22 protein-coding genes are annotated in these 18980 nt (G+C 65.2%); 14 read left to right on the forward strand and 8 right to left on the reverse strand.

Annotated features, from left to right (window positions below):
• Window positions 1-163: 163 nt before the first annotated feature.
• Window positions 164-913: an N-acyl homoserine lactonase family protein gene (locus GKC30_RS02880; protein ID WP_155932181.1), complete on the reverse strand. Its 750-nt coding sequence runs from the start codon at window positions 911-913 to the stop codon at window positions 164-166.
• A gap of 168 nt (window positions 914-1081) precedes the next feature.
• On the opposite strand from GKC30_RS02880, the gene serS reads away from it, so the two are divergent.
• On the forward strand, window positions 1082-2359 hold the full coding sequence (gene serS / locus GKC30_RS02885; RefSeq protein ID WP_155932182.1) for a serine--tRNA ligase: 1278 nt from the start codon (window positions 1082-1084) through the stop codon (window positions 2357-2359).
• A 70-nt stretch (window positions 2360-2429) separates the two neighbouring features.
• Here serS and GKC30_RS02890 read toward each other — a convergent pair whose 3' ends face one another.
• From GKC30_RS02890 to GKC30_RS02900, 3 genes are all read right to left on the reverse strand, one after another.
• A complete protein-coding gene (locus GKC30_RS02890; RefSeq protein ID WP_155932183.1) occupies window positions 2430-2615 on the reverse strand; it encodes a hypothetical protein in 186 nt (61 codons plus the stop codon).
• Window positions 2616-2641: 26 nt separating this feature from the next.
• A complete protein-coding gene (locus GKC30_RS02895; RefSeq protein WP_155932184.1) occupies window positions 2642-3118 on the reverse strand; it encodes a hypothetical protein in 477 nt (158 codons plus the stop codon).
• A 90-nt stretch (window positions 3119-3208) separates the two neighbouring features.
• Complete coding sequence (locus GKC30_RS02900; RefSeq protein WP_155932185.1) at window positions 3209-4225, reverse strand: TAXI family TRAP transporter solute-binding subunit; 1017 nt, start codon at window positions 4223-4225, stop codon at window positions 3209-3211.
• Window positions 4226-4448: 223 nt separating this feature from the next.
• Here GKC30_RS02900 and GKC30_RS02905 point away from each other — a divergent pair, with 223 nt between their 5' ends.
• The 8 genes from GKC30_RS02905 to GKC30_RS02940 all read left to right on the forward strand — a co-directional run bounded on the left by GKC30_RS02905 (window position 4449) and on the right by GKC30_RS02940 (window position 11096).
• On the forward strand, window positions 4449-5192 hold the full coding sequence (locus GKC30_RS02905; RefSeq protein ID WP_155932186.1) for an RNA methyltransferase: 744 nt from the start codon (window positions 4449-4451) through the stop codon (window positions 5190-5192).
• 60 nt (window positions 5193-5252) lie between these two features.
• Window positions 5253-6431 carry a DNA polymerase IV gene (gene dinB / locus GKC30_RS02910; RefSeq protein ID WP_367613939.1) on the forward strand — a complete coding sequence of 393 codons (1179 nt, stop codon included), beginning with the start codon at window positions 5253-5255 and terminating at the stop codon, window positions 6429-6431.
• Window positions 6432-6578: 147 nt separating this feature from the next.
• Window positions 6579-7859, forward strand: a complete 1281-nt coding sequence (locus GKC30_RS02915) for a hypothetical protein (protein ID WP_155932187.1) — start codon at window positions 6579-6581, stop codon at window positions 7857-7859.
• Window positions 7860-7942: 83 nt separating this feature from the next.
• Window positions 7943-8113 carry a hypothetical protein gene (locus GKC30_RS02920; protein ID WP_367613940.1) on the forward strand — a complete coding sequence of 57 codons (171 nt, stop codon included), beginning with the start codon at window positions 7943-7945 and terminating at the stop codon, window positions 8111-8113.
• Window positions 8114-8133: 20 nt separating this feature from the next.
• Complete coding sequence (fliJ, locus tag GKC30_RS02925) at window positions 8134-8574, forward strand: flagellar export protein FliJ (protein ID WP_155932188.1); 441 nt, start codon at window positions 8134-8136, stop codon at window positions 8572-8574.
• Window positions 8561-9226 carry a MotE family protein gene (locus GKC30_RS02930; protein ID WP_231117004.1) on the forward strand — a complete coding sequence of 222 codons (666 nt, stop codon included), beginning with the start codon at window positions 8561-8563 and terminating at the stop codon, window positions 9224-9226. Before fliJ ends, GKC30_RS02930 begins: the two co-directional genes overlap by 14 nt.
• Before the next feature lie 164 nt (window positions 9227-9390).
• Window positions 9391-10167 carry a tRNA pseudouridine(38-40) synthase TruA gene (truA, locus tag GKC30_RS02935; RefSeq protein ID WP_155932190.1) on the forward strand — a complete coding sequence of 259 codons (777 nt, stop codon included), beginning with the start codon at window positions 9391-9393 and terminating at the stop codon, window positions 10165-10167.
• Window positions 10164-11096, forward strand: a complete 933-nt coding sequence (locus tag GKC30_RS02940; RefSeq protein ID WP_367613941.1) for a DMT family transporter — start codon at window positions 10164-10166, stop codon at window positions 11094-11096. Before truA ends, GKC30_RS02940 begins: the two co-directional genes overlap by 4 nt.
• 37 nt (window positions 11097-11133) lie before the next feature.
• Here the strand turns inward: GKC30_RS02940 and GKC30_RS02945 are convergent, their stop codons facing one another.
• From GKC30_RS02945 to GKC30_RS02960, 4 genes are all read right to left on the reverse strand, one after another.
• Window positions 11134-11652 carry a cache domain-containing protein gene (locus tag GKC30_RS02945; protein WP_155932191.1) on the reverse strand — a complete coding sequence of 173 codons (519 nt, stop codon included), beginning with the start codon at window positions 11650-11652 and terminating at the stop codon, window positions 11134-11136.
• Between the two features lie 102 nt (window positions 11653-11754).
• Window positions 11755-12153, reverse strand: a complete 399-nt coding sequence (locus GKC30_RS02950; protein ID WP_367613942.1) for a secondary thiamine-phosphate synthase enzyme YjbQ — start codon at window positions 12151-12153, stop codon at window positions 11755-11757.
• A gap of 8 nt (window positions 12154-12161) precedes the next feature.
• A complete protein-coding gene (gene cobM / locus GKC30_RS02955) occupies window positions 12162-12947 on the reverse strand; it encodes a precorrin-4 C(11)-methyltransferase (RefSeq protein ID WP_231117005.1) in 786 nt (261 codons plus the stop codon).
• Window positions 12947-13486, reverse strand: coding sequence for a 3'-5' exonuclease (locus tag GKC30_RS02960; RefSeq protein WP_155932192.1), 540 nt, complete (start codon window positions 13484-13486; stop codon window positions 12947-12949). The genes cobM and GKC30_RS02960 overlap by 1 nt, the downstream gene beginning before the upstream one ends.
• A gap of 242 nt (window positions 13487-13728) precedes the next feature.
• Between GKC30_RS02960 and lptE the strand changes: the two genes are divergently transcribed.
• From lptE to lon, 5 genes are all read left to right on the forward strand, one after another.
• Window positions 13729-14238, forward strand: a complete 510-nt coding sequence (lptE, locus tag GKC30_RS02965) for an LPS assembly lipoprotein LptE (protein WP_155932193.1) — start codon at window positions 13729-13731, stop codon at window positions 14236-14238.
• Between the two features lie 36 nt (window positions 14239-14274).
• Window positions 14275-15267 carry a DNA polymerase III subunit delta gene (locus GKC30_RS02970; RefSeq protein ID WP_155932194.1) on the forward strand — a complete coding sequence of 331 codons (993 nt, stop codon included), beginning with the start codon at window positions 14275-14277 and terminating at the stop codon, window positions 15265-15267.
• Between the two features lie 56 nt (window positions 15268-15323).
• Window positions 15324-16007 carry a RadC family protein gene (gene radC / locus GKC30_RS02975; protein WP_155932195.1) on the forward strand — a complete coding sequence of 228 codons (684 nt, stop codon included), beginning with the start codon at window positions 15324-15326 and terminating at the stop codon, window positions 16005-16007.
• On the forward strand, window positions 16008-16280 hold the full coding sequence (locus GKC30_RS02980) for an acylphosphatase (RefSeq protein ID WP_155932196.1): 273 nt from the start codon (window positions 16008-16010) through the stop codon (window positions 16278-16280).
• A gap of 95 nt (window positions 16281-16375) precedes the next feature.
• A complete protein-coding gene (gene lon, locus GKC30_RS02985) occupies window positions 16376-18901 on the forward strand; it encodes an endopeptidase La (protein ID WP_155932197.1) in 2526 nt (841 codons plus the stop codon).
• The last annotated feature ends 79 nt before the right edge of the window (window positions 18902-18980 follow it).

Raw genomic sequence — 18980 nt, forward strand, 5'->3', positions numbered from 1 at the left:
GCCGCGCTGCCGCGTATTCAGCCCCTCGACCGCTGAATGATCGCGAAGGCCCGGCCCTTGCGCACGCCTTGAACCCGTGGGGCACGCTGCTCCCGCCCCAAGCGGGAAAAAATCCCCCGGGCCGCTGGGCACGGGGGATTCAGGGCTGGCGGGCTGTTCCGGCCTACTCGGGCACGGTCTCCATGGAGGCCCACTTGGGCTCATGCAGGGGCAGGACGAAATCGGCCATGTCCCTGGCCCGAAGCAGGATGTCGTAAGCGGCCTGGGCATCGGTGTGGGTGCCGGGCGGAATGACCTCCATCTCCATGGCCTTGACCTCCAGGGGCGGATTGAGATTCTCGAGGATGGTGCAGAAACCGCAAATGAGCACACTGCCCTTGTCGGTCTCCACCTTCACGGACATGCCTCCCGGGGTGTGGGCCGGGGTGTGGATCATGGTAATGCCGGGCGCCACCTCGGTGTCGCCGTTCACCACCACCAGTTGGCCGTTGTCCTCCACATCCTCTATGTAGTCCTCAAGATAGCGGAAATCCAGCGGGTGCGGGTTGTGGATGTGCTCAAGCTCCAACTCGTGGACATAAATCCGCGCATTAACGCATTTATAGTCGTTCTCGCAGTGGTCGTTGTGCAGATGGGTGTGGATGACAATGTCGATATCCTCGGGCGCGAGGCCGTACTTGGCCAGCCCTTCCTCGAAGGTGTAGATCCTGCCTCCGATGGCCTTTTCGCGCTCCTCGGAGACGATGGGCTGCATCTCGCCGGTATCCACCAGGATTTTCTTGTCCCCGCCTTCAATGTACCAGGTGTAGATGGGGATGGTGTAGGGTGTGCCGTAGCCGTGCTGATAGGTCATCATGCCCTTGTCGAAGACCTTGGTTCCCATGACTATGGGATGGACTTTGTATGTGCTCATGGTCCACCTTGCGGGTTGTTGTTTGTCTTTCAAGGATATGGGTACCCATGCGCCAAAGTCAAGGTCGCGGGACGCAAACGCGGCTGCGGGGATCCATGGCGGATGGGGCTTCAAATCCGGGCCGACTTGCTGTAGTACGGTGAGCGAATCGTACCGAGGAGATGCTTGATGCTTGATCTAAAACTGATGCAGAAGAACCCCGATCTGGTCCGCGAGAGCCTGAAGAAACGCGGAGCAAAGGTGGACGTGGATGAATTTCTCACCCTTGACGAACGGCGCAAGGCGCTCATCGCCGAGGGCGAGGCCCTCAAGGCCGAACGCAACGCTGCCGGGCCCGAAATAGCAAGGCGCAAGAAGGCGGGCGAGGACGCTGGCACCCTGCTGGCCCGCATGGGCGAGATATCCGAGCGGGTCAAGACCCTGGATGCGGAACTGACCGAGGTGGAGGCCGCCGAGCGCGACTGGCTCCTGTCCGTGCCCAACCTGCCCCACGAATCCGTGCCCCTTGGCGCGAGCGAGGCGGACAACCCGGTGCTGCGCCACTTCGGCGAGAAACCGGCCATGGACTTCCCCCCCAAGGAGCACTGGGAGCTGGGAACGGCCCTGGGCGGGCTGGACTTCGAATGCGCGGCCAAGCTGGCCGGTTCGCGTTTTGCCTTGAGCTTTGGCTGGTGCGCCCGGCTGGAACGCGCCCTGGCCCAGTTCATGCTTGATGTCCAGACCTCGCGGCACGGCTATACCGAAGTCATCCCGCCCTACATCGTCAACCGCAAGACCATGACCGGCACGGGCCAGCTGCCCAAATTCGAGGAGGACCTGTTCAGGCTTGAGGGGACCGACTATTTCCTGATTCCCACGGCCGAAGTGCCGCTGACCAACATCTATGCAGGCGAGACCCTGAACGAGGCGGACCTTCCGGTCCGGTTCTGCGCCCTGACCCCCTGCTTCCGCTCCGAGGCGGGCTCCTACGGCAAGGACACCAAGGGACTCATCCGGCTGCACCAGTTCCACAAGGTGGAGATGGTCAACTTCGCCCACCCCGAGCGCTCCTACGAGGCGCTGGAGGAGATGACCGCAGCCGCCGAGACCATCCTGCAACTGCTCGGCATCCACTACCGGGTCATTGAGCTGTGTACCGGCGACATGGGATTCGGCGCCGCCAAGACCTATGACATTGAGGTCTGGCTCCCTGGCCAGGATCAGTACCGCGAGATTTCCTCCTGCTCCAACTGCGGCGATTTCCAGGCCCGGCGGGCGGACATCCGCTTCCGTTCACCGGACGAAAAAAAGCCCCGCCATGTCCATACCCTCAACGGCTCCGGGCTGGCCGTGGGCCGCTGCCTGGTGGCGGTCATGGAGAACTTCCAGCAGGCCGACGGCTCCATCGTCGTGCCCGATGTCCTCAAGCCCTACATGGGCGGCATCGAGGTCATCGAACCGCGATAGCCCGGTGAATCCGCAACGCAAAAAGGCCGGGCTCCCGAGGAGTCCGGCCTTTTTGCGTTGCTGTTGACGATCAGTCGTCCGCGGGCTCCGGCTCGCAGGAGTCGGAAAATCCGTCGATGCCGTCGAGCACGGCGGCCACGGTGCGGGCCAGCTCGGGCGGCATATCCACCGAGGCGAATCCGGCCAGCAGGACTTCCGGGTTGACGCCATGCCCCTCGGCCAGGGTGCGGATGGCGTCTTCAAGCTGCTTGTCCACGAACACTCTCCACTGCCTCCCGGCGGTTACTGGGCAACGACAAAGCCCCGGAACGCGTCGTCCGAGGTGCGGACTCCGGCCGGGGCCTGAGCGGGCTCCAGCTCCATGCGCGCAGCGCGGCCCACAAAGGCTGCCGGGGCCTTGGCCACGATGCGCCACTTGCGGGCCGACTCCGATGTGCAGAGCAGATCAATGACCTCGGCATCACCCGAGGGTTCGATGGCCAGGACCGAGACCGAGCGGGTGGTGATGCCCGCGGCCTCGTCCGAGTCGAAGATCATCATGGAGAACTGATAGCCGGTATCGAGGTTCTCCCACTTGACCGGGGTACGGGCCGGGGCGGTATCCAGGGCGTGGGCAAGGTGGCGCACATCGTCGTCACTCATGTACCCGCCCACATACTTGGGACCGCCAAGATTGAGGACATCCAGCGCGGCCTGCTTGCACCCGCCCGCAAACAGGACCAGCACCAGCATGGCCAGGGCGGCGGCAAATTGTTTCATGATCGTCTCCTGCGCGTCATTGGTACGGACACCATAGAGGACATCGGCGCAACAGGCAACAGTCGGCCCCCTGCCGCTCCCTGCCGCCCCCTATGGCCGCAGACGCTCGGGGATATCAAGGCCCTGTTCCGCCCAAAAACGGACCGCACCGGGATGCAGGGAGACGGACACGCCGTCCAGGGCGCGTTCAAGTCCCATATCCCTGGCCGCGCTGTGGGCAGCGCGCATCTCCCCCAGCCCCTGGGGCGAGTACACGGCCTTGAGGCAGTCGTAAACGGTCTGCCCGTCCAGGGCAGCGCTGGCGCACCAGAGGGAGGCGTCCTGAAAGGTCGTCACGTCCCGGTCCTGCCCCGCATAGGTTCCGGCGGGCACCACGACCTCGCCATAAAACGGATACGCCTCGTAAAACCCCGACTCCACGGCCTCGAAATGCAGGTCGAGCAGACGCAGCGGCACCAGGGCGGCCGCCTCGGTGATGGCGATGTTGGGATAGCCCACCAGCACCCAGAAGGCGTCGATGATTCCATTGGAAAAATCCGCCGCGGCCTGGGCATAGCCGACCTTGTGCACATCAAGGGAATCCCACAGGCCCAGATGGCCGAAGAAGCGTTCGGCGCAAAGCGCCGCGCCCGAGCCCGGATTGCCCACGGCCACGGCCATTCCCGCCATCTGGCTGGCCGAGGTGATGCCCGAGTCGGCCCGGACCACAAGCTGGGCCGGTGCGCCGTAAAGGAAAGAGAGCGCCCGGACGTTCTCGTGGCGGGCCGGGTCGTCCGGCAACTCCCCCCTGCGCCCCAGGAAGGCGTCGCCCGAGTAGACGATGCCAAGATCGATCACATCCGCATCCAGGCTGCGCAGATTCTCGGCCGAACCGCCCGCCCCCCTGGCCGACACCTCAAGCCGGGGATGACTGGCCGAGATGATCCCGGCCATCTTGTTGGCGAAGAAGTTGAACGTCCCGCCCGTGGGCCCGCCCCCAAAGGCGAGATAGCGCCGCTGCGGCTGTTTCCCGGCCTCGTGCGGGTCATCGGCCGGGTCGGACGAACAGCCGGGCATGAGGGCCAGCAGCATCGCCAGGGATGCAAGGACAAGGGAAAAGCGTTTCATGAAAACCTCCGGCACAGAAACGGGCGCTGTGCATAACCAAGCTGACGCCCATTACTGACGCCGCGCAATGATTTTTACACCACCCCTGACGCCTTGACAACGCCTCCGGCAAAGATGGCCCGTCCGATCCCGACACCGTGTCTGCCCTTCTTTGACATCCTGTCGGCCTGTGCTACATGGCCCGGGTCGGGGCGACCCGCAACCCAAGCACCTCGGAGGGGGCATGCTCGACGATCTCGCCGTGATCCTGTTCCGGCCAAAATACCCGGAAAACATCGGTTCCGTTGCCCGCGCCTGCCTGAACATGGGCGTGACGCGGCTCATCCTGGTGGCCCCGTACAACCTCGACCTGGACAAGGCCAGACCTCTGGCCACCAGCCACGCCCGCCACATCCTCGACACCGCCCTCGTGGTGGACACCCTGGCCGAGGCCGTGCAAGGGTTCACCGCTGTCTACGGCACCACGGCCCGCACTGGCGGCTGGCGCAAGGGGATCATGAGTCCGGCAACCCTGGCCGGGGTGGTGGACGAGCGGCTGCGCTCCGGCGGCAGGGTCGCCCTGCTCTTCGGCCCCGAGGACACGGGCCTGACCAACGACGAGACCTCAATCTGCTCCGGGCTGATGACCATTCCCACAAGCCGCGAGGGCACCTCGCTCAATCTGGCCCAGGCCGTGGTGGTGGTTCTCTACGAATGCTTCAAACGCGCCCTGGACGCGCCCTTCACCCCGGACGGACCGCCCGAGGAACGCGCCACCACGGTGCAGGAGCAGGAAGCCCTGTTCGAGAACCTGCGTGAAACCCTGCTGGCCATCGACTTTCTCAAGGACGACAACCCGGACTACTGGATGCTCCCGGTGCGCCGATTCTTTGCCAAGATCAACCTGCGCCGCAACGAGTTCAACCTGCTCATGGGCGTGTGCCGCCAGGTGCGATGGTTCGTGGACAGGCACGCCCCCAAGCGCTAGCCCCCGCCGTTTTGCGGAAAGCCCCTTAACAAACCGGGGTCAGCCCGGTATGATCGGGCCGTGCAGACCTGGATACTCCATATTGACATGGATGCCTTCTTTGCCTCGGTGGAGCAGCTCGACAACCCCGAGTACCGGGGCAGGCCCCTGGCCGTGGGCGGCACCTCGGACCGTAGCGTGGTCTCGGCCGCCAGCTACGAGGCCCGCAAGCACGGGGTGCGCTCGGCCATGAGCGTGGTCAAGGCGAGGCGCCTTTGCCCGGAGATCCTCCTGGTGCCCGGCCGCATGGGCCGCTACAAGCAGGTCTCGGCCCAAGTCATGGCCGTGCTGCGCCAATTCTCTCCCACCGTGGAACAGGCCAGCGTGGACGAGGCGTACCTCGACGGCACTGGCCTTGAGCGGCTCTTCGGCCCCATCGACGAGGTCGGTCGGCGTATCAAGGAGCGGGTGGGCGAGGCCACGGGCCTGACCTGCTCGGTGGGCGCGGCCCCGGTGCGCTTTCTGGCCAAGATCGCCTCGGACGTGAACAAACCTGACGGCATGTTCATCATCCGGCCCGAAGAGGTGGCGGATTTCCTGCACCGGCTGCCTGTGGAGAGGATTCCCGGAGTTGGGGCCAAGCTGGCCGAAACCCTTCGGCGCATGGGCGTCCGCACCTGCGCCGACATCCAGACCAAGCCACGGCAATACTGGGAGCGGCGCATCGGCAAGTACGGCGGCGTCCTCCATGACCGGGCCGCAGGCATTGATCCGGGCGGCGTGACGCCCACCAGCGAGACCAAAAGCTGCAGCGCGGAAAACACCTTTGCCCGGGACACTGCCGACCGGGCCGAGCTGACCCGCTGGCTGCTGGCCCAATCCGAACGCGTGGGCGCTGATCTGCGCGGCCACGGCCACAAGGGCCGCACCGTAACCCTCAAGATCAAATACGCGGACTTCACCCAAATCACGCGCAGCCGCAGCCTGGACACGCGCACCGACAGCACCGCCCTCATCTTCGAGACCGCCCGCGCACTGCTCGAACAGCTCGAACTGCGCCGGGCCGTGCGCCTGATCGGGGTCGGGGTGTCCGGCTTCGAGCCCAGGGCCCGGCAGCTCTCCCTGCTGGAGGCATCCCCGCGCCTGGCCGAAGCCAGCAGCGACCTCGACCTGGCCGTGGACGCCGTGCGCCGCCGCTTCGGCAGCCGCGCCGTGACCCGGGTGGATCTGCTGGACCTCAAGCGCAAGCGCGAGGACTGATCCCTTCTCCGGCCAACGGATGCGGCCTCGGCCGGCCCCCGGCCCATGCCCGAATGGACTTGCCAAATTCCGCAAACATTACTATCTTGTCAAAAGACGTAACCAACCCATCGAACCCGCCCAGGCGGGGAGGATTTGTATTACCTCATGAAAATTCTTTCCTTTTTTCCCGATACCTGTCGCGCCCTGACTTCCGGCCGCGCCATTGCCCCTGGCCTCCTCCTGTTACTGGCCCTGGTCGCCGCCCCCTTTGCGGCCGCTCCAGCCCTGGCCGACGACGAGGACGGCGGCATCATGGGCGTAAAGCTCTCCATGAACCCCGATCCCCTGGATCAGGCGGTGGAAGCAGGCATCGACCATCTCTTCGAGGTGCTTCGCGACCCGGCTGCGCCCTTTGACGAAAACAAGGTCGCGGCCATGCTCGACTTCGTGACCACCATGCAGGACGACCCCAAGGACATCGAGCCCGCACGGCGTTTCGGCGGCCAGGGCGTGTGCCTGCGCAGGGAGGTCGATACCTCCCTGGACACCATCCTGCGCTACTTCTACAACCCGGACATCCCCAACTTCCTGCTTTGTCCGGCAGTGCTGCGCCTCTCGGGCTGGCACGACGGCAGCGAATTCCTCACACGGGAGCGCAGACTGTGGGACGAACTGCCCACCCTGAACGATCCGGTGCTGGTGCGCGGGCGCGAATTCGAGGTCAACACCCCGGATTCCTTTGCCGAGGCCTACTACCGCTACGACCTCGACCGGCTGATCATCCTGCTCAAGTACCAGGGCAAGAACGTGGCCATCTCCATCTCCGAGCAGCCCGAGCGGTCCGATGTGGGCCGCAAGGGTGCCATCCTCGACGACCAGCAGTGGGACTACTTCTACTCGGGCATCGAGGGGCTGAACAAGGGCATGATCGGCTGGATGGACACCTTCATGTACAACTCCGGCTCGGTCCAGGTCTTCACCGAGCACGATGCGGCCGCGCCCCGCAGCTCGGTCTTTCTCTTCAAATGGCTCAAGGCCGGCTGGGCGGGCATGAACGTGGTCAAGCGCAGCCATATCTACGACGGCAGTCTGCGCTACGCCCGCAGTTTCAGCAAGGTGCTTGAATCCCCGTCCCTGACCCCGGACGAGGTGGCGGCGGGCATGCGAACCGTGGCCGCCCTGCCCAAGGCCGAAGTGGACGCCCAGATCCGCGAGTACGCCCGCAACTTCGAGATCCGCTTTGCTGACAACCCCAAGCTCCAGAAGCGCGAATACGCCCGGGTCATCGCAGACGGCGCCTATGCCAAAGTGCTGGACTCCGATGCCCGCAAGAGCGTTCTCGCCCTGCAAAAGCTCAAGTGCATGATCGGCATGGACGCCCTGCTCGACATCTGCGCCTCCCCCGTGGCCGCCGCGCCCAAGGTCGAAGTCGAACCCGGCAGCTAGCCAAGAGGCCGGAACCACGCTATCGTCACGGCGCGCTGCACCCCTGCGGCGCGCCGTTTTGTCTTCAATCCAAGGAGTGCGCCGTGCCCACCAGCGAAAGCGAAGCGAAATTCAGGTTCTGTCCCCTGCTCAAGACCAGCGACGACAAGATGAAGATGTGCCTGGGCACCATGTGCATGATGTGGCGCTGGGCCGACAACGCCAAGGAGCTTGGCTACTGCGGGCTGGCCCCGCTGGCCGCGACCGGGGCCTGAGCCCTTTTGGCGGGAGAACCATGACCAGCCCCTTTTCCTTCAAGCTCCAGAAGGTGCTCGACTACCGCACCCAACTGGAGGATCAGGCCCGTGCAGCCCTGGCCCGCGCCCAGGCCGCCCGCGATGAACAGTCCGCACAAGTGCTGGACATGGAATCGCGCCTTGGCGCCCATCTGGCCCGGTCCGCCGAGGCCAACCGCAGCGCCAACGACCTGTGGCTGTGGCGCCAGTACAAGGATGCCCTGGAACAGGACCTTGTCCGCGAGCGGTCCGTCCTGAGCCAGTTGGAGCACAAATTGCATATCCGCCGCCAGGAAGCGGTGGACCGCTCCCGGGACAAAAAGCTGCTTGAAAAGCTCAAGGAAACCCAGGCCAGGAAGCACCATGCCCAAGAGATCGCCCGCGAAGCAAAGGAAAACGACGAGATGGCAACCCTTCGGTACGAACATGAAGATTTCTAGAGTCCTGGCCAGCCTCGTCTTTCTGGCGGTGCTCAAGCTCACCGTGTTCGGTCTGCTCAGTGTCGATTCCATGACGCTTGGCATCATGCGCGCCGTCATGCCTGAGGCGACACAGGGCATGGGGACCGTGGCCCAGGCCCAGGAGCAGCCGCCAGCGCCGGCAACTCCGCCCACGCCCGTTGCCGACGCGGCCGACTCGGCCGCCAACCGCGCCGCGACCCGCGAGACAGAGGCCGACCAAACGGCTGCCGAAGTACGCACCGAACAGAACCTGCCCAGCGAATGGCGAGCCCTCAAGCGCAAGGAGGACGAGCTGGCCATCAAGGAACGCACCCTGCAGGAAATGGAGGCGTCCATCCGCGCCGAGGCGTTGCGGGTTGAAAAACTCCACGCCGAAATCAAGCAGATGCTCGACGAAGCCCAGAACATCAGGGACAAGCGCGTGCGGCAGTTGGTGGACATGCTCTCCAATACCAAGGCCAAGAAGGCGGCCGAAATTCTCCAGTCCATGGACACGGAGCTGGCCGTCAAGGTTCTGTCGGGCATGCGCGGCAGGCAGGCGGGCGAGATACTCTCCTTTGTGGAGGCCAAGAAGGCCGCCGATCTCTCGGAGAGGCTGACCCAACTCCAGATACCCTTCATGCAGGATTAATTGCCCCTGCAGACTGTCAATCACCAAGGGCGGGGACCATCTGGTCCCCGCCCTTGTCATGCGCCAGACCGGGCATTTACCCCTTCAAAATTTCGACGGCATGGCGTAATGAGGAAACCCGGCTGCCAAGGCCGCGCAGACACCTCCAACCCACGGACCATGTCATGCCCCGTTTCCTGCTCACCCTGGCCTACGACGGCACCGACTTCTCCGGCTGGCAGCTCCAGCCCCGCGAGAGGACCGTGCAGGGCGAAATAGAGGCATCCCTGGCCCGGCTCGTCGGCATCCCCGTAAGGGTCCACGGCTCGGGACGAACCGACGCCGGAGTCCACGCCCTGGGGCAGACTGCCCACTTCGACTGCCCGGCGGAGCGGGCCGCCATCCCCTGGCAACGCGCCCTCAACGCCACCCTGCCGCAGGATGTGCGCGTTCTCCGCTGCGACCGCGTGGCCGCCGACTTCCATGCCCGATACCATGCCCAGGCCAAGACCTACGAATACGGACTATGGCACCAAGACCGATTCTGCCTGCCCCAGCGACGGCGATTCGTCTGGGACTGCGGCCCCCTTGATTTCGCCGCCATGGACGAGGTGGCCCGCCTGCTCGCAGGCACCCACGACTTCGCCGCCTTCCAGAACACCGGCACTCCGGTCAAATCCACCGTCCGAACCCTCGCCGACATTTCACGCCATCCCGGCCCCACGGCCAGCGAGACAATCTGGCGATTCACTGCCGACGGCTTTCTCAAGCAGATGGTACGCAACCTCATGGGCTGCCTCGTGGCCTGTGGCCGGGATCGGATCACTCCGGCGGACGCTGCCCGCATCCTGGCCAGCGCGGACCGCGCTCAGGCACCCGCCACGGCCCCGGCCCGGGGACTGACCCTGATTGGCGCCGCCTATCCGGCCCGAACCTCGGCCACAGGCGGCGAAACGGCGTGAAGATCATCCTCGCGGGCGTGCTGGCCGCCCTGTTCTTCAGTTCCACCTTTGTCCTCAACCGGGCCATGAGCCTGGAGGGCGGCCACTGGGTCTGGTCGGCCAGTCTGCGCTATTTCTGGATGCTCGCCCTGCTGGTGGCCGGGCTGCTCCTCTTCCGGCGCCGCCTCCTGGTCGAATCGTTCCGGCTCTACGTCCGCCACATCGTCTTCTGGACCCTGGCCGGGAGCGTGGGCTTTGGCGTGTTCTACGCCCTGATCACCTTCAGCGCCTCCTACACCCCGGGCTGGGTGGTGGCCGCCACCTGGCAGACCACCATCCTGGCAACACCCGTGGTCCTGCTCGCCTTCGGACGCGCCGTGCCGCTGCGGGCCCTGCTCCTGACGCTGCTCATCTTTGCCGGGGTGCTGCTGGTCAACTGGGAGCAGGCCGCAGTCGGGTCGTGGCGGGACGTGCTGCTGGGCGCAGTGCCGGTGCTGCTGGCGGCCTTTGCCTACCCCTTTGGCAACCAGCTGGTCTGGGAGGCCCGCCAGGGCGGACAGCGCCGCCTGCCCAGGATCGACTCCCCGGCCATGGACGACCCCTTCTGCCGGGTGCTGCTCCTGACGATGGGCTCACTGCCGCTGTGGGCCATCCTCATCGCCGTCACCACCCCGCCGCCCCCATCCATGGACCAGGTGACGGGCACCGCCCTGGTTGCCCTGCTCTCGGGCATCGCAGCCACCAGCCTGTTTCTCTATGCCCGCCACGCGGCAAAATCCGCCTCCGAACTGGCCGCGGCCGACTGCACCCAGTCCATGGAGGTGGTCTTCTCCCTGGCGGGCGAAGCCATCCTTCTGGGAGGAGCTCTCCCCGGCCCCATGGGCTGGCTCGGCATCCTGCTGACCATGTTCGGATTGATGCTCTACCTTCGCGTCCAGAACGTCAGATAGAGCCTGACAGCAAAGCAGATGCTTGCGCTCAAAACAATCAATAGCTATCTATTTCAGGAAGATAAAGACCTGATCCGATAATGAAGTCCGTGTTCGGGATGGGCAGGACATACCCCAGCTTCTCATGGGGTCCGGTCGAACCGGGCTTGTCCCAGAGATATTCCAGAAAACCGCCACCCCCACGGCCAAGCTCCACCAGCGCGCGAATGACCGGGAACCCGTTCTCGTCCTCATACTCCATGAGCGCACGGCCGATCAGCTCCGGTGTGGAGCCATGGGCCACGCAGATTCCCTCGGAGTCGTAAACGAAAAAATACCCGTTTCGCTCAGGGAAAAAGCGCGACGAGGCAACAAAGGAGCGCAGGAGCCGGAGTCGCTCATCCCTGTCCCTGACAATCTCGAAAAGGCCGCCCAGCCCGGTGGCCGCCACAGCAACCACCAGCTCCACATCCGGCCGGATGGGCCGGGTCTTGCCCGGGGGAAAGGCCGCACATGGCGCGGCCAGTAGCGCAAACAGCAGACAGATGACGGCGACCCGGCAAAACGGATGCGGCATGATGTGCTCCCCGACTGAAAAGATGACGTATGATGGGATTGTAACAAACCCTGTGCCCGGCGCCATGATTATCGGCGCGGGCCCCGGAACGTGTTCGAGGGACTACCTGCCGCCCACGAACTTGACCCACAGCGAACGCGATCTGGGGCCGTCGAACTCGCAGAAGAAGACCTTCTGCCAAGTGCCGAGGCGAATGTCGCCGCCCTCGATCATGAGCGTCTGGTCGCAGCCCAGGAGGCTCGACTTGATATGGGCGTCGGAGTTGCCTTCGGCGTGATGGTAGTCACCGCGCTGGGGGACGAGCTTGCGCAGGTTGATCACCATGTCGCGGGCCACGTCCGGGTCCGCGCCCTCATTGACGGTCACGGCCCCGGTGGTGTGCGGGCAGTGGAGCAGCAGCAGGCCGTCGTTCCAGCCGTTGGCGCGGATCAGGGCACGCAACGGCCCGGTGATGTCGAGCATCTCCTCGCGCTCGCGGGTGCGAATGGACAGAGTCTCCACGGTACCTCCTATGGGCGGAACATGTGGGAAAAGTGCGGGTCGTAGAGCAGGGAGCGGGCCTGTGCGGCGTCATGGGCTCCCTGACCCGGCAGGACCAGAAAGACTGTCTGCCGGGTGAAGCCACGCTCACGGGCCGTGGCCGCCAGATGCGCCAGATCAGTATCGGCCACGGCCTGATCGGGCCAGCCCACGCGACGGGCCACGACCACCAGGGTATCCGGGGCCAGCCCGCCAGCCAGCAGCTCGCGCTGCACCCCCTCGGGATCGCCTGCCGAAAGATAGACGCACATGGCCGATTTGTGGGCTGCCAGAGAGCGCAGTGCCTCGGCCTCAGGCACCGGGGTCTTGCCTGCCAGCCGGGTCAGGATCAGGGTCTGGGTGACGCCGGGCACGGTGTAGGAACGCCCGGCCAGGGCCGCCGCCGCACAGGCCGAGGTCACGCCCGGCACCACGGCGCAGGACACACCCTCCCGCTCCAGCAGGTCCATCTGCTCCCGGATAGCCCCGTACAGGGAGGGATCGCCTGTGTGGACACGGGCCACGGAACCGCCCCGGCGCACGGTCTCCATGATCAGGGCATGGGTCTGGTCCAGGGACAGGGGTGCGGAATCGACCACCCGCGCCCCGGCCCGGGCGCAGGCCACCACCTCGGGCGGCACCAGGGACCCGGCGTAAAGGACGAGGTCCGCCCCGGCGATGAGCCGCTGGCCCTTGAGGGTCAGCAACTCGGGATCGCCAGGACCGGCGCCGATGAAGTGGACCATGCCCATGCCTTTCCCGGTCTCGCCGCCCATCACAGCACCCGCCCAAGAAAGGCCGGATTCTGCCGCAGCCCCTGGATGGCGATGCGTGCGCAGGCCTCGGCGTCGGACGCGGCGTGGTGATGGATGAGGTCGATGCCCAGATGGTCGCAGACGCAGGGCAGCTTGTTGGAGGGCAACCGCCAGGTGGTGCGCGCCAACTGCACCGTGCACAGAAAGGGCTGCGCGGGCGGCGCACAGCGCGACTCGCGGCAGCAGGCGTTGAGCACGGACTTGTCAAAGGAGGCGTTGTGGGCCACGAGAAAATCCGCGCCCGCAAGGAGCGGCGTCAGCTCGGGCCACAGCTCGCCGAAACTGGGCTGGTCGGCCACGTCTTCCCAGAGGATGCCGTGGACCTGGACACAAAATGGGTTGAACCTCTGCCTGGGGGGTCGGATGAGGCGGTAGTCGCGGGCCACGACCTCGCCCCGATCCACCACCACAAGGCCCACGGCGCAGGCCGAATCGCGCTTGGCGTCTGCGGTTTCGAAATCTATGGCCACAAATCGGGTGGTCTCCACGGTGGGGGTCATGGCGCTCCTTGACTGATGCTTGGTGCCACAGGGATACACCAAAGCCCCCCGCAGGCCAAGCCGTCAGCTCCCGGCAACAGGGCTAACGCATCGAACAATCGCCGGGCGGGACAGCCGATTCCCCTCCGGGACTGACGGGTGAGTCGCGGCGTCTGCCCTGATTGCCACGCTCCGCAAGTGGACTCTTGCGCCTTTTCCCGCTAGTATCCGTCGCCATGACATCGAACCGTCGGGAGACCGCCATGCCCCTTGTCCGCACCTTGATCCCGCTTCTGCTTCCGGCCGCCCTGTTCCTGCTCACCGCCTGCGGCTATTCCGTGGGCGGGGCCGGCGAGCGCTCCGTACTCGGACCGGAGTTCCGCACCCTGGCCATTTCCGGGGTGGAGAACCCGACCACCCTGCCATGGCTCGAATCGCGGGTCCGCTCGCTGCTGCGCGACGAGCTGACCCGGCGCGGGGCCATCACCTGGACCGACTCGCGAAACCAGGCCGACGCCCTCATCCACATTACCATTCACAAGTATTTCCGCCCCACGGCCGTGGAAGGTTCCAGGGAGCAGACCCTGCGCTCCAGCGCCATCTTCCTGTTCTCGGCCGAGGTCATCTCGAACACGGACAGCAGCGTGGTCTGGCGCTCCGGGGAGATCCTCCAGGAGTGGCCCTTCTATCCCGGCCAGGAGGACGAGGCCGACGCTGAGGTCACGAACCTCGGCATCCGCAGACTGGCCGACAAAATGGAACAGAACTACTAGCCCGGCCGTCTGCGCCGCGCCCGCCAGCAGCCCGTCATGAACCGCACCAGATACCTCATCCTCGTCTGCCCGGACCCGCAGCTGGTCAAGGCCCATGTCGACCAGCGGCTGGCCGCGTCCGGTCGGGACGGGTGGGAAATCAAACCCTTCTGGGGAGATGACGACGACCCACTTCCCGCCGCCTTCTGGACCGACCTGACCATCAAGAGCCTCTTTCCCCAGCCCAAGGCTCTTGTCATCCGCCGGGCCCACGCCCTCAGGGCCGAGCACTGGGACAAGCTCGACGCCGCGGTCCGGGGCGTGCCCGCAGACATCCTGCCCGTCTTCTGCCTGGAGGGCGAGTGGAAGGGCAAGAAGCCGTCCATCCCCGCCGCCCTCTCGCGCCGGGCCATCTTCAAGAGGGCCAGGGACGAGGGATGGGTGTGGGAGTCGGCCGGACTGGACCAGTCCTCTCTTGGCGAATTCGTTCGAACGTGGGCAAGAGAGCGCTCCATCTCCTTTGAGCCGGGAGCGGACCGCGCCCTGATCGCGGCCCTGCCCCCGGATGCCGTGGCAGCGCGGCTGGAGCTGGACAAGCTCGAGCTGGCAGCGGGCAATGGCCGCACCGTACGCCGCGAGCATGTGGAGCTGGTGGCCCCGGCCGGAGAGATGGAGTTCTTCGAGCTGATGGACGCCCTGGGCAGGCCCGGTGCCGAGGTGGCGGTCTGGCGGCGGGTGCTGGGCGACCACCTCAAGAAATCCCAGGACCGGATGCTCTTCAACCTCATAGGCTATCTGGCCGGGCAGGCGCGCATGTACTGGATGCTCCAGGCAGGGGAGGAGGACAAGGTCAAGGCCCACCCCTACGTCAAGAAGCTCAAGACCCAGGTGGCCCGGCGCCTCGGCCCCAAGGGCGTGGCCCGGATGATCGATCTGGCCCTGGAGTCCGAACTGAGCGTCAAGACCGGGGCGCGTCACCACGAGGAAGTCCTCGACGTGCTTGTGGCCGGGCTCATCGACCTGTTCCGGCCGGACCGGACGGCACGGTGAATCCCGCCGCATTATAATCCGATCGAAATAATACCCCGACGCTTGACACGGAAGCTATGAAAGAGAAGGACAAACCGCACTACCTCGGGCATCGGCAGCGGCTCAGGGAAAAGCTCCTGCAAAACGGGCGCTCCCTGGCCGACTACGAACTGCTGGAGCTGACCCTGGCCGCAGTCCTCCCGCGCCGCGACACCAAGCCCCTGGCGAAGCTGATGATTACGCGGTTCGGCTCCCTCAAGGATGCGCTCACGGCCCGGCCAGAACAGCTGGAGGCGGTCAGCGGCATCGGCCCGGCGGCAGTGGCCCACTGGGCGCTGCTCCAGGAGCTTTTCGCCCGCATGGGCGAGGCCCGGGCCCGCAGCGGTGTCCCCCTGTCGGAACCTGCCGATGTGGCCCGTGCGGCCATGGCCCGCATCGGTTCCAAGGGGGTCGAGGAGTTCTGGGCCGCGTTTCTGGATATCAGAAACCGGGTCATCGCCTGGGAGCAGGTCAGCAAGGGCACGGTGGACGCCACCCCGGTATTTCCCCGGGAGATCATGGCCACTGCCCTGCGCCTGGAGGCCGCGGCCCTGATCCTGGCCCACAATCATCCGGGCGGCGACCCCACGCCGTCCATGGAGGACTTGGCCCTGACCCAGCGCATCCGCGAGACGGCTCGCGGGCTCGACATCCGGGTGCTGGACCATATCATCGTCACGGACCACGACTACTACAGCTTCAACGAGCACGGACGGATGTAGATGAACGAGGCGCACAGCATCATACACGGCAAGGTCCAGGGGGTCTGGTTCCGCGCCTGGGCGGCGGACATGGCCCGCGAGCTGGGCCTCACCGGCTGGATGCGCAACCTGCCCGACGGCGGCGTGGAGACCCTGGCCCAGGGCGAAAAGGCCCCCCTTGAACGCTTTGTCGAGCGCCTGCTCGACGGCCCGCCCCTGGCCCGGGTGACGCAGGTGGAAACCGACTGGCGCGAACCGGACAAACGCTTCGACCGTTTTTCGGTCACGGGCTGAGTCGCGGTTTTTTGCACAAAAAACGGCCTTGCCAAGCTGTTTTGACGACTTATCTGGGGTAACACACACATTTCATCAGACCAAAGGACACCCCCTTGAGCAGGAAAAAGAACAAATCGCCGGTCAAGCCCACGCGCATCCGGCGCATCACCCCAAATACTGACAGCGGAAAAACCCCGGAATCCAAGCCGGAAAGGCCGAAAAAGGGTTCCGAGGAACTGCCCGACATTATTGAGGCGCTTACCGCCTCGGCTTCGGGTGGCAGCCCGCTGGCCGAGGGAGACGGCATGCCCGGCCCCGGCCCCGGCGATATTCCCAGGGAACTTCCCGTACTCGCCGTGCGCGATATCGTGGTCTTCAACTATATGATCCTGCCGCTCTTCGTGGGCCGCGAGAAATCGGTCAAGGCCGTGGACGCGGCCCTGTCCGGCGACCGCTACATCCTCATCCTGACCCAGAAGGACGAGACAGTGGACGACCCGGACCAGGACGAGCTGTACGCCACCGGCACGGTGGGCATGATCATGCGTATGCTCAAGATGCCCGATGGCCGCCTCAAGGTGCTGGTGCAGGGGCTGGCCCGCGCCCGCGTCAGACGCTTCACCTCTGACGATCCCTATCTCAAGGCCGAGCTTGAGCCCCTCATGGAGCCCGAGGTGGGCTCGCTGACCAGCGAGCAGGAGGCGCTGATCCGCTCCTCCCGCGAGCAGAGCGAGCGCATCCTCTCCCTGCGCGGCATCTCGTCCCAGGACATCATGAGCGTGCTCAACAACGTCAACGAGCCGGGCAGACTGGCCGACCTCATCGCCAGCAACCTGCGCATGAAGGTCGAGGCCGCCCAGCGCATCCTCGAATGCCACGACCCCATCATCCGCCTTGAGCTGGTCAACAGCCAGCTGCTCAAGGAGGTGGAAGTGGCCAGCATGCAGAACAAGATCCAGAGCATGGCCAAAGAGGGCATGGACAAGGCCCAGCGCGACTTCTATCTGCGCGAACAGCTCAAGGCCATCAAGCGCGAGCTGGGCGACGACGGCGACGAAAGCGAGGAGATGGAGGAACTCAGGCAGGGGCTGACCAAGTCCGGCATGCCCAAGGAGGTCATGAAGGAGTGCTTCAAGCAGTTGAGGAGACTTGAAGCCATGCACGCCGAATCGAGCGAGGCCACGGTCATCCGCACCTATCTCGACTGGATGATCGAGCTGCCCTGGAAAAAACTCTCCCGCGACCGGCTGGACATCAAGCTGGCCGAACGGATTCTCAACGAGGACCACTACGACCTGGAAAAGGTCAAGGAACGCATCCTCGAATACTTGAGCGTGCGCAAACTCAACCCGAAGATGAAGGGGCCGATCCTCTGCTTCTCCGGGCCTCCGGGCGTGGGCAAGACCTCGCTGGGGCGCTCCATCGCCCGCAGCCTGGGCCGCAAGTTCCACCGCATGTCGCTGGGCGGCATGCGCGACGAGGCCGAAATACGCGGCCATCGGCGCACCTACATCGGGGCCATGCCCGGCCGCATCATCCAGGCCATCAAGCAATGCGGCACGCGCAACCCGGTGATCATGCTCGACGAGATCGACAAGCTCGGGTCGGACTTTCGCGGCGACCCCTCGTCCGCCCTGCTCGAGGTGCTCGACCCCGAGCAGAACTTCTCCTTCACCGACCACTACCTCAACGTGCCTTTTGACCTCTCCAAGGTCATGTTCATCTGCACGGCCAACATGCTCGACTCCATCCCCGGCCCCCTGCGCGACCGCATGGAGGTCATCCGCATCCCCGGCTACACCGAGCAGGAAAAAACAGCCATCACAAGGCGTTACATCATTCCACGACAGATCCGCGAGAACGGCCTCAAGGAGAACGAGCTGACCATCAGCGATGCGCTGGTGGCCAGGGTCGTGCGCGAATATACCCGCGAGGCGGGCCTGCGCAACGTGGAGCGCGAAATCGGCACCCTGTGCCGCAAGATGGCTCGCAAAAAGGCCGAGGGCGAAAAGGGACCGTTCAAGATCACGGCCGGCAACCTCCACACCCTGCTCGGCCCGCCCCACTTCCTGGACGACGAAAAAGAGGCCACCCTGCCTCCGGGCGTGGCGGTGGGCCTGGCCTGGACTCCGGTGGGCGGCGAGATGCTGCACATTGAAGTGACCACAATGCCCGGCAAGGGCCAGCTCATCCTCACCGGCAAGCTCGGCGACGTGATGAAGGAATCGGCCCAGGCAGCACTGTCCATGGCCCGCGCCCGGGCCGACGAATACGGCATTGACCCCAAGTTCAACGAAAAGCTGGATATTCACGTCCACGTTCCGGCCGGTGCCACCCCCAAGGACGGCCCCTCGGCCGGTGTCACCCTGGTCACTGCGCTCATCTCGGCCCTGACCGACACCCCGGTCAGCCCGGACATCGCCATGACCGGGGAGATCAGCCTGCGCGGCCGAGTCCTGCCCGTGGGCGGCATCAAGGAAAAGATCCTGGCCGCCGTTTCCCGCGGCATGAAGAAGGTGCTCATCCCGGCCCAGAACAAAAAGGATCTTGCCGAAATCCCGGACGAACTGCGGCGGCGGATCACCATCAAGACCATTGAGAAGGTCGAGGAGATCTGGCCGTTGGCCAAGGCCAAATAAGGCCTAGGGCCGCTGGCATACAACGAGAGGGGGGCGCACCGGATATCCGGTGCGCCCCCTTGTTTTCCCTGGAGAGGAT

The organism is Pseudodesulfovibrio alkaliphilus (assembly GCF_009729555.1).
Classification (GTDB): domain Bacteria; phylum Desulfobacterota; class Desulfovibrionia; order Desulfovibrionales; family Desulfovibrionaceae; genus Pseudodesulfovibrio; species Pseudodesulfovibrio alkaliphilus.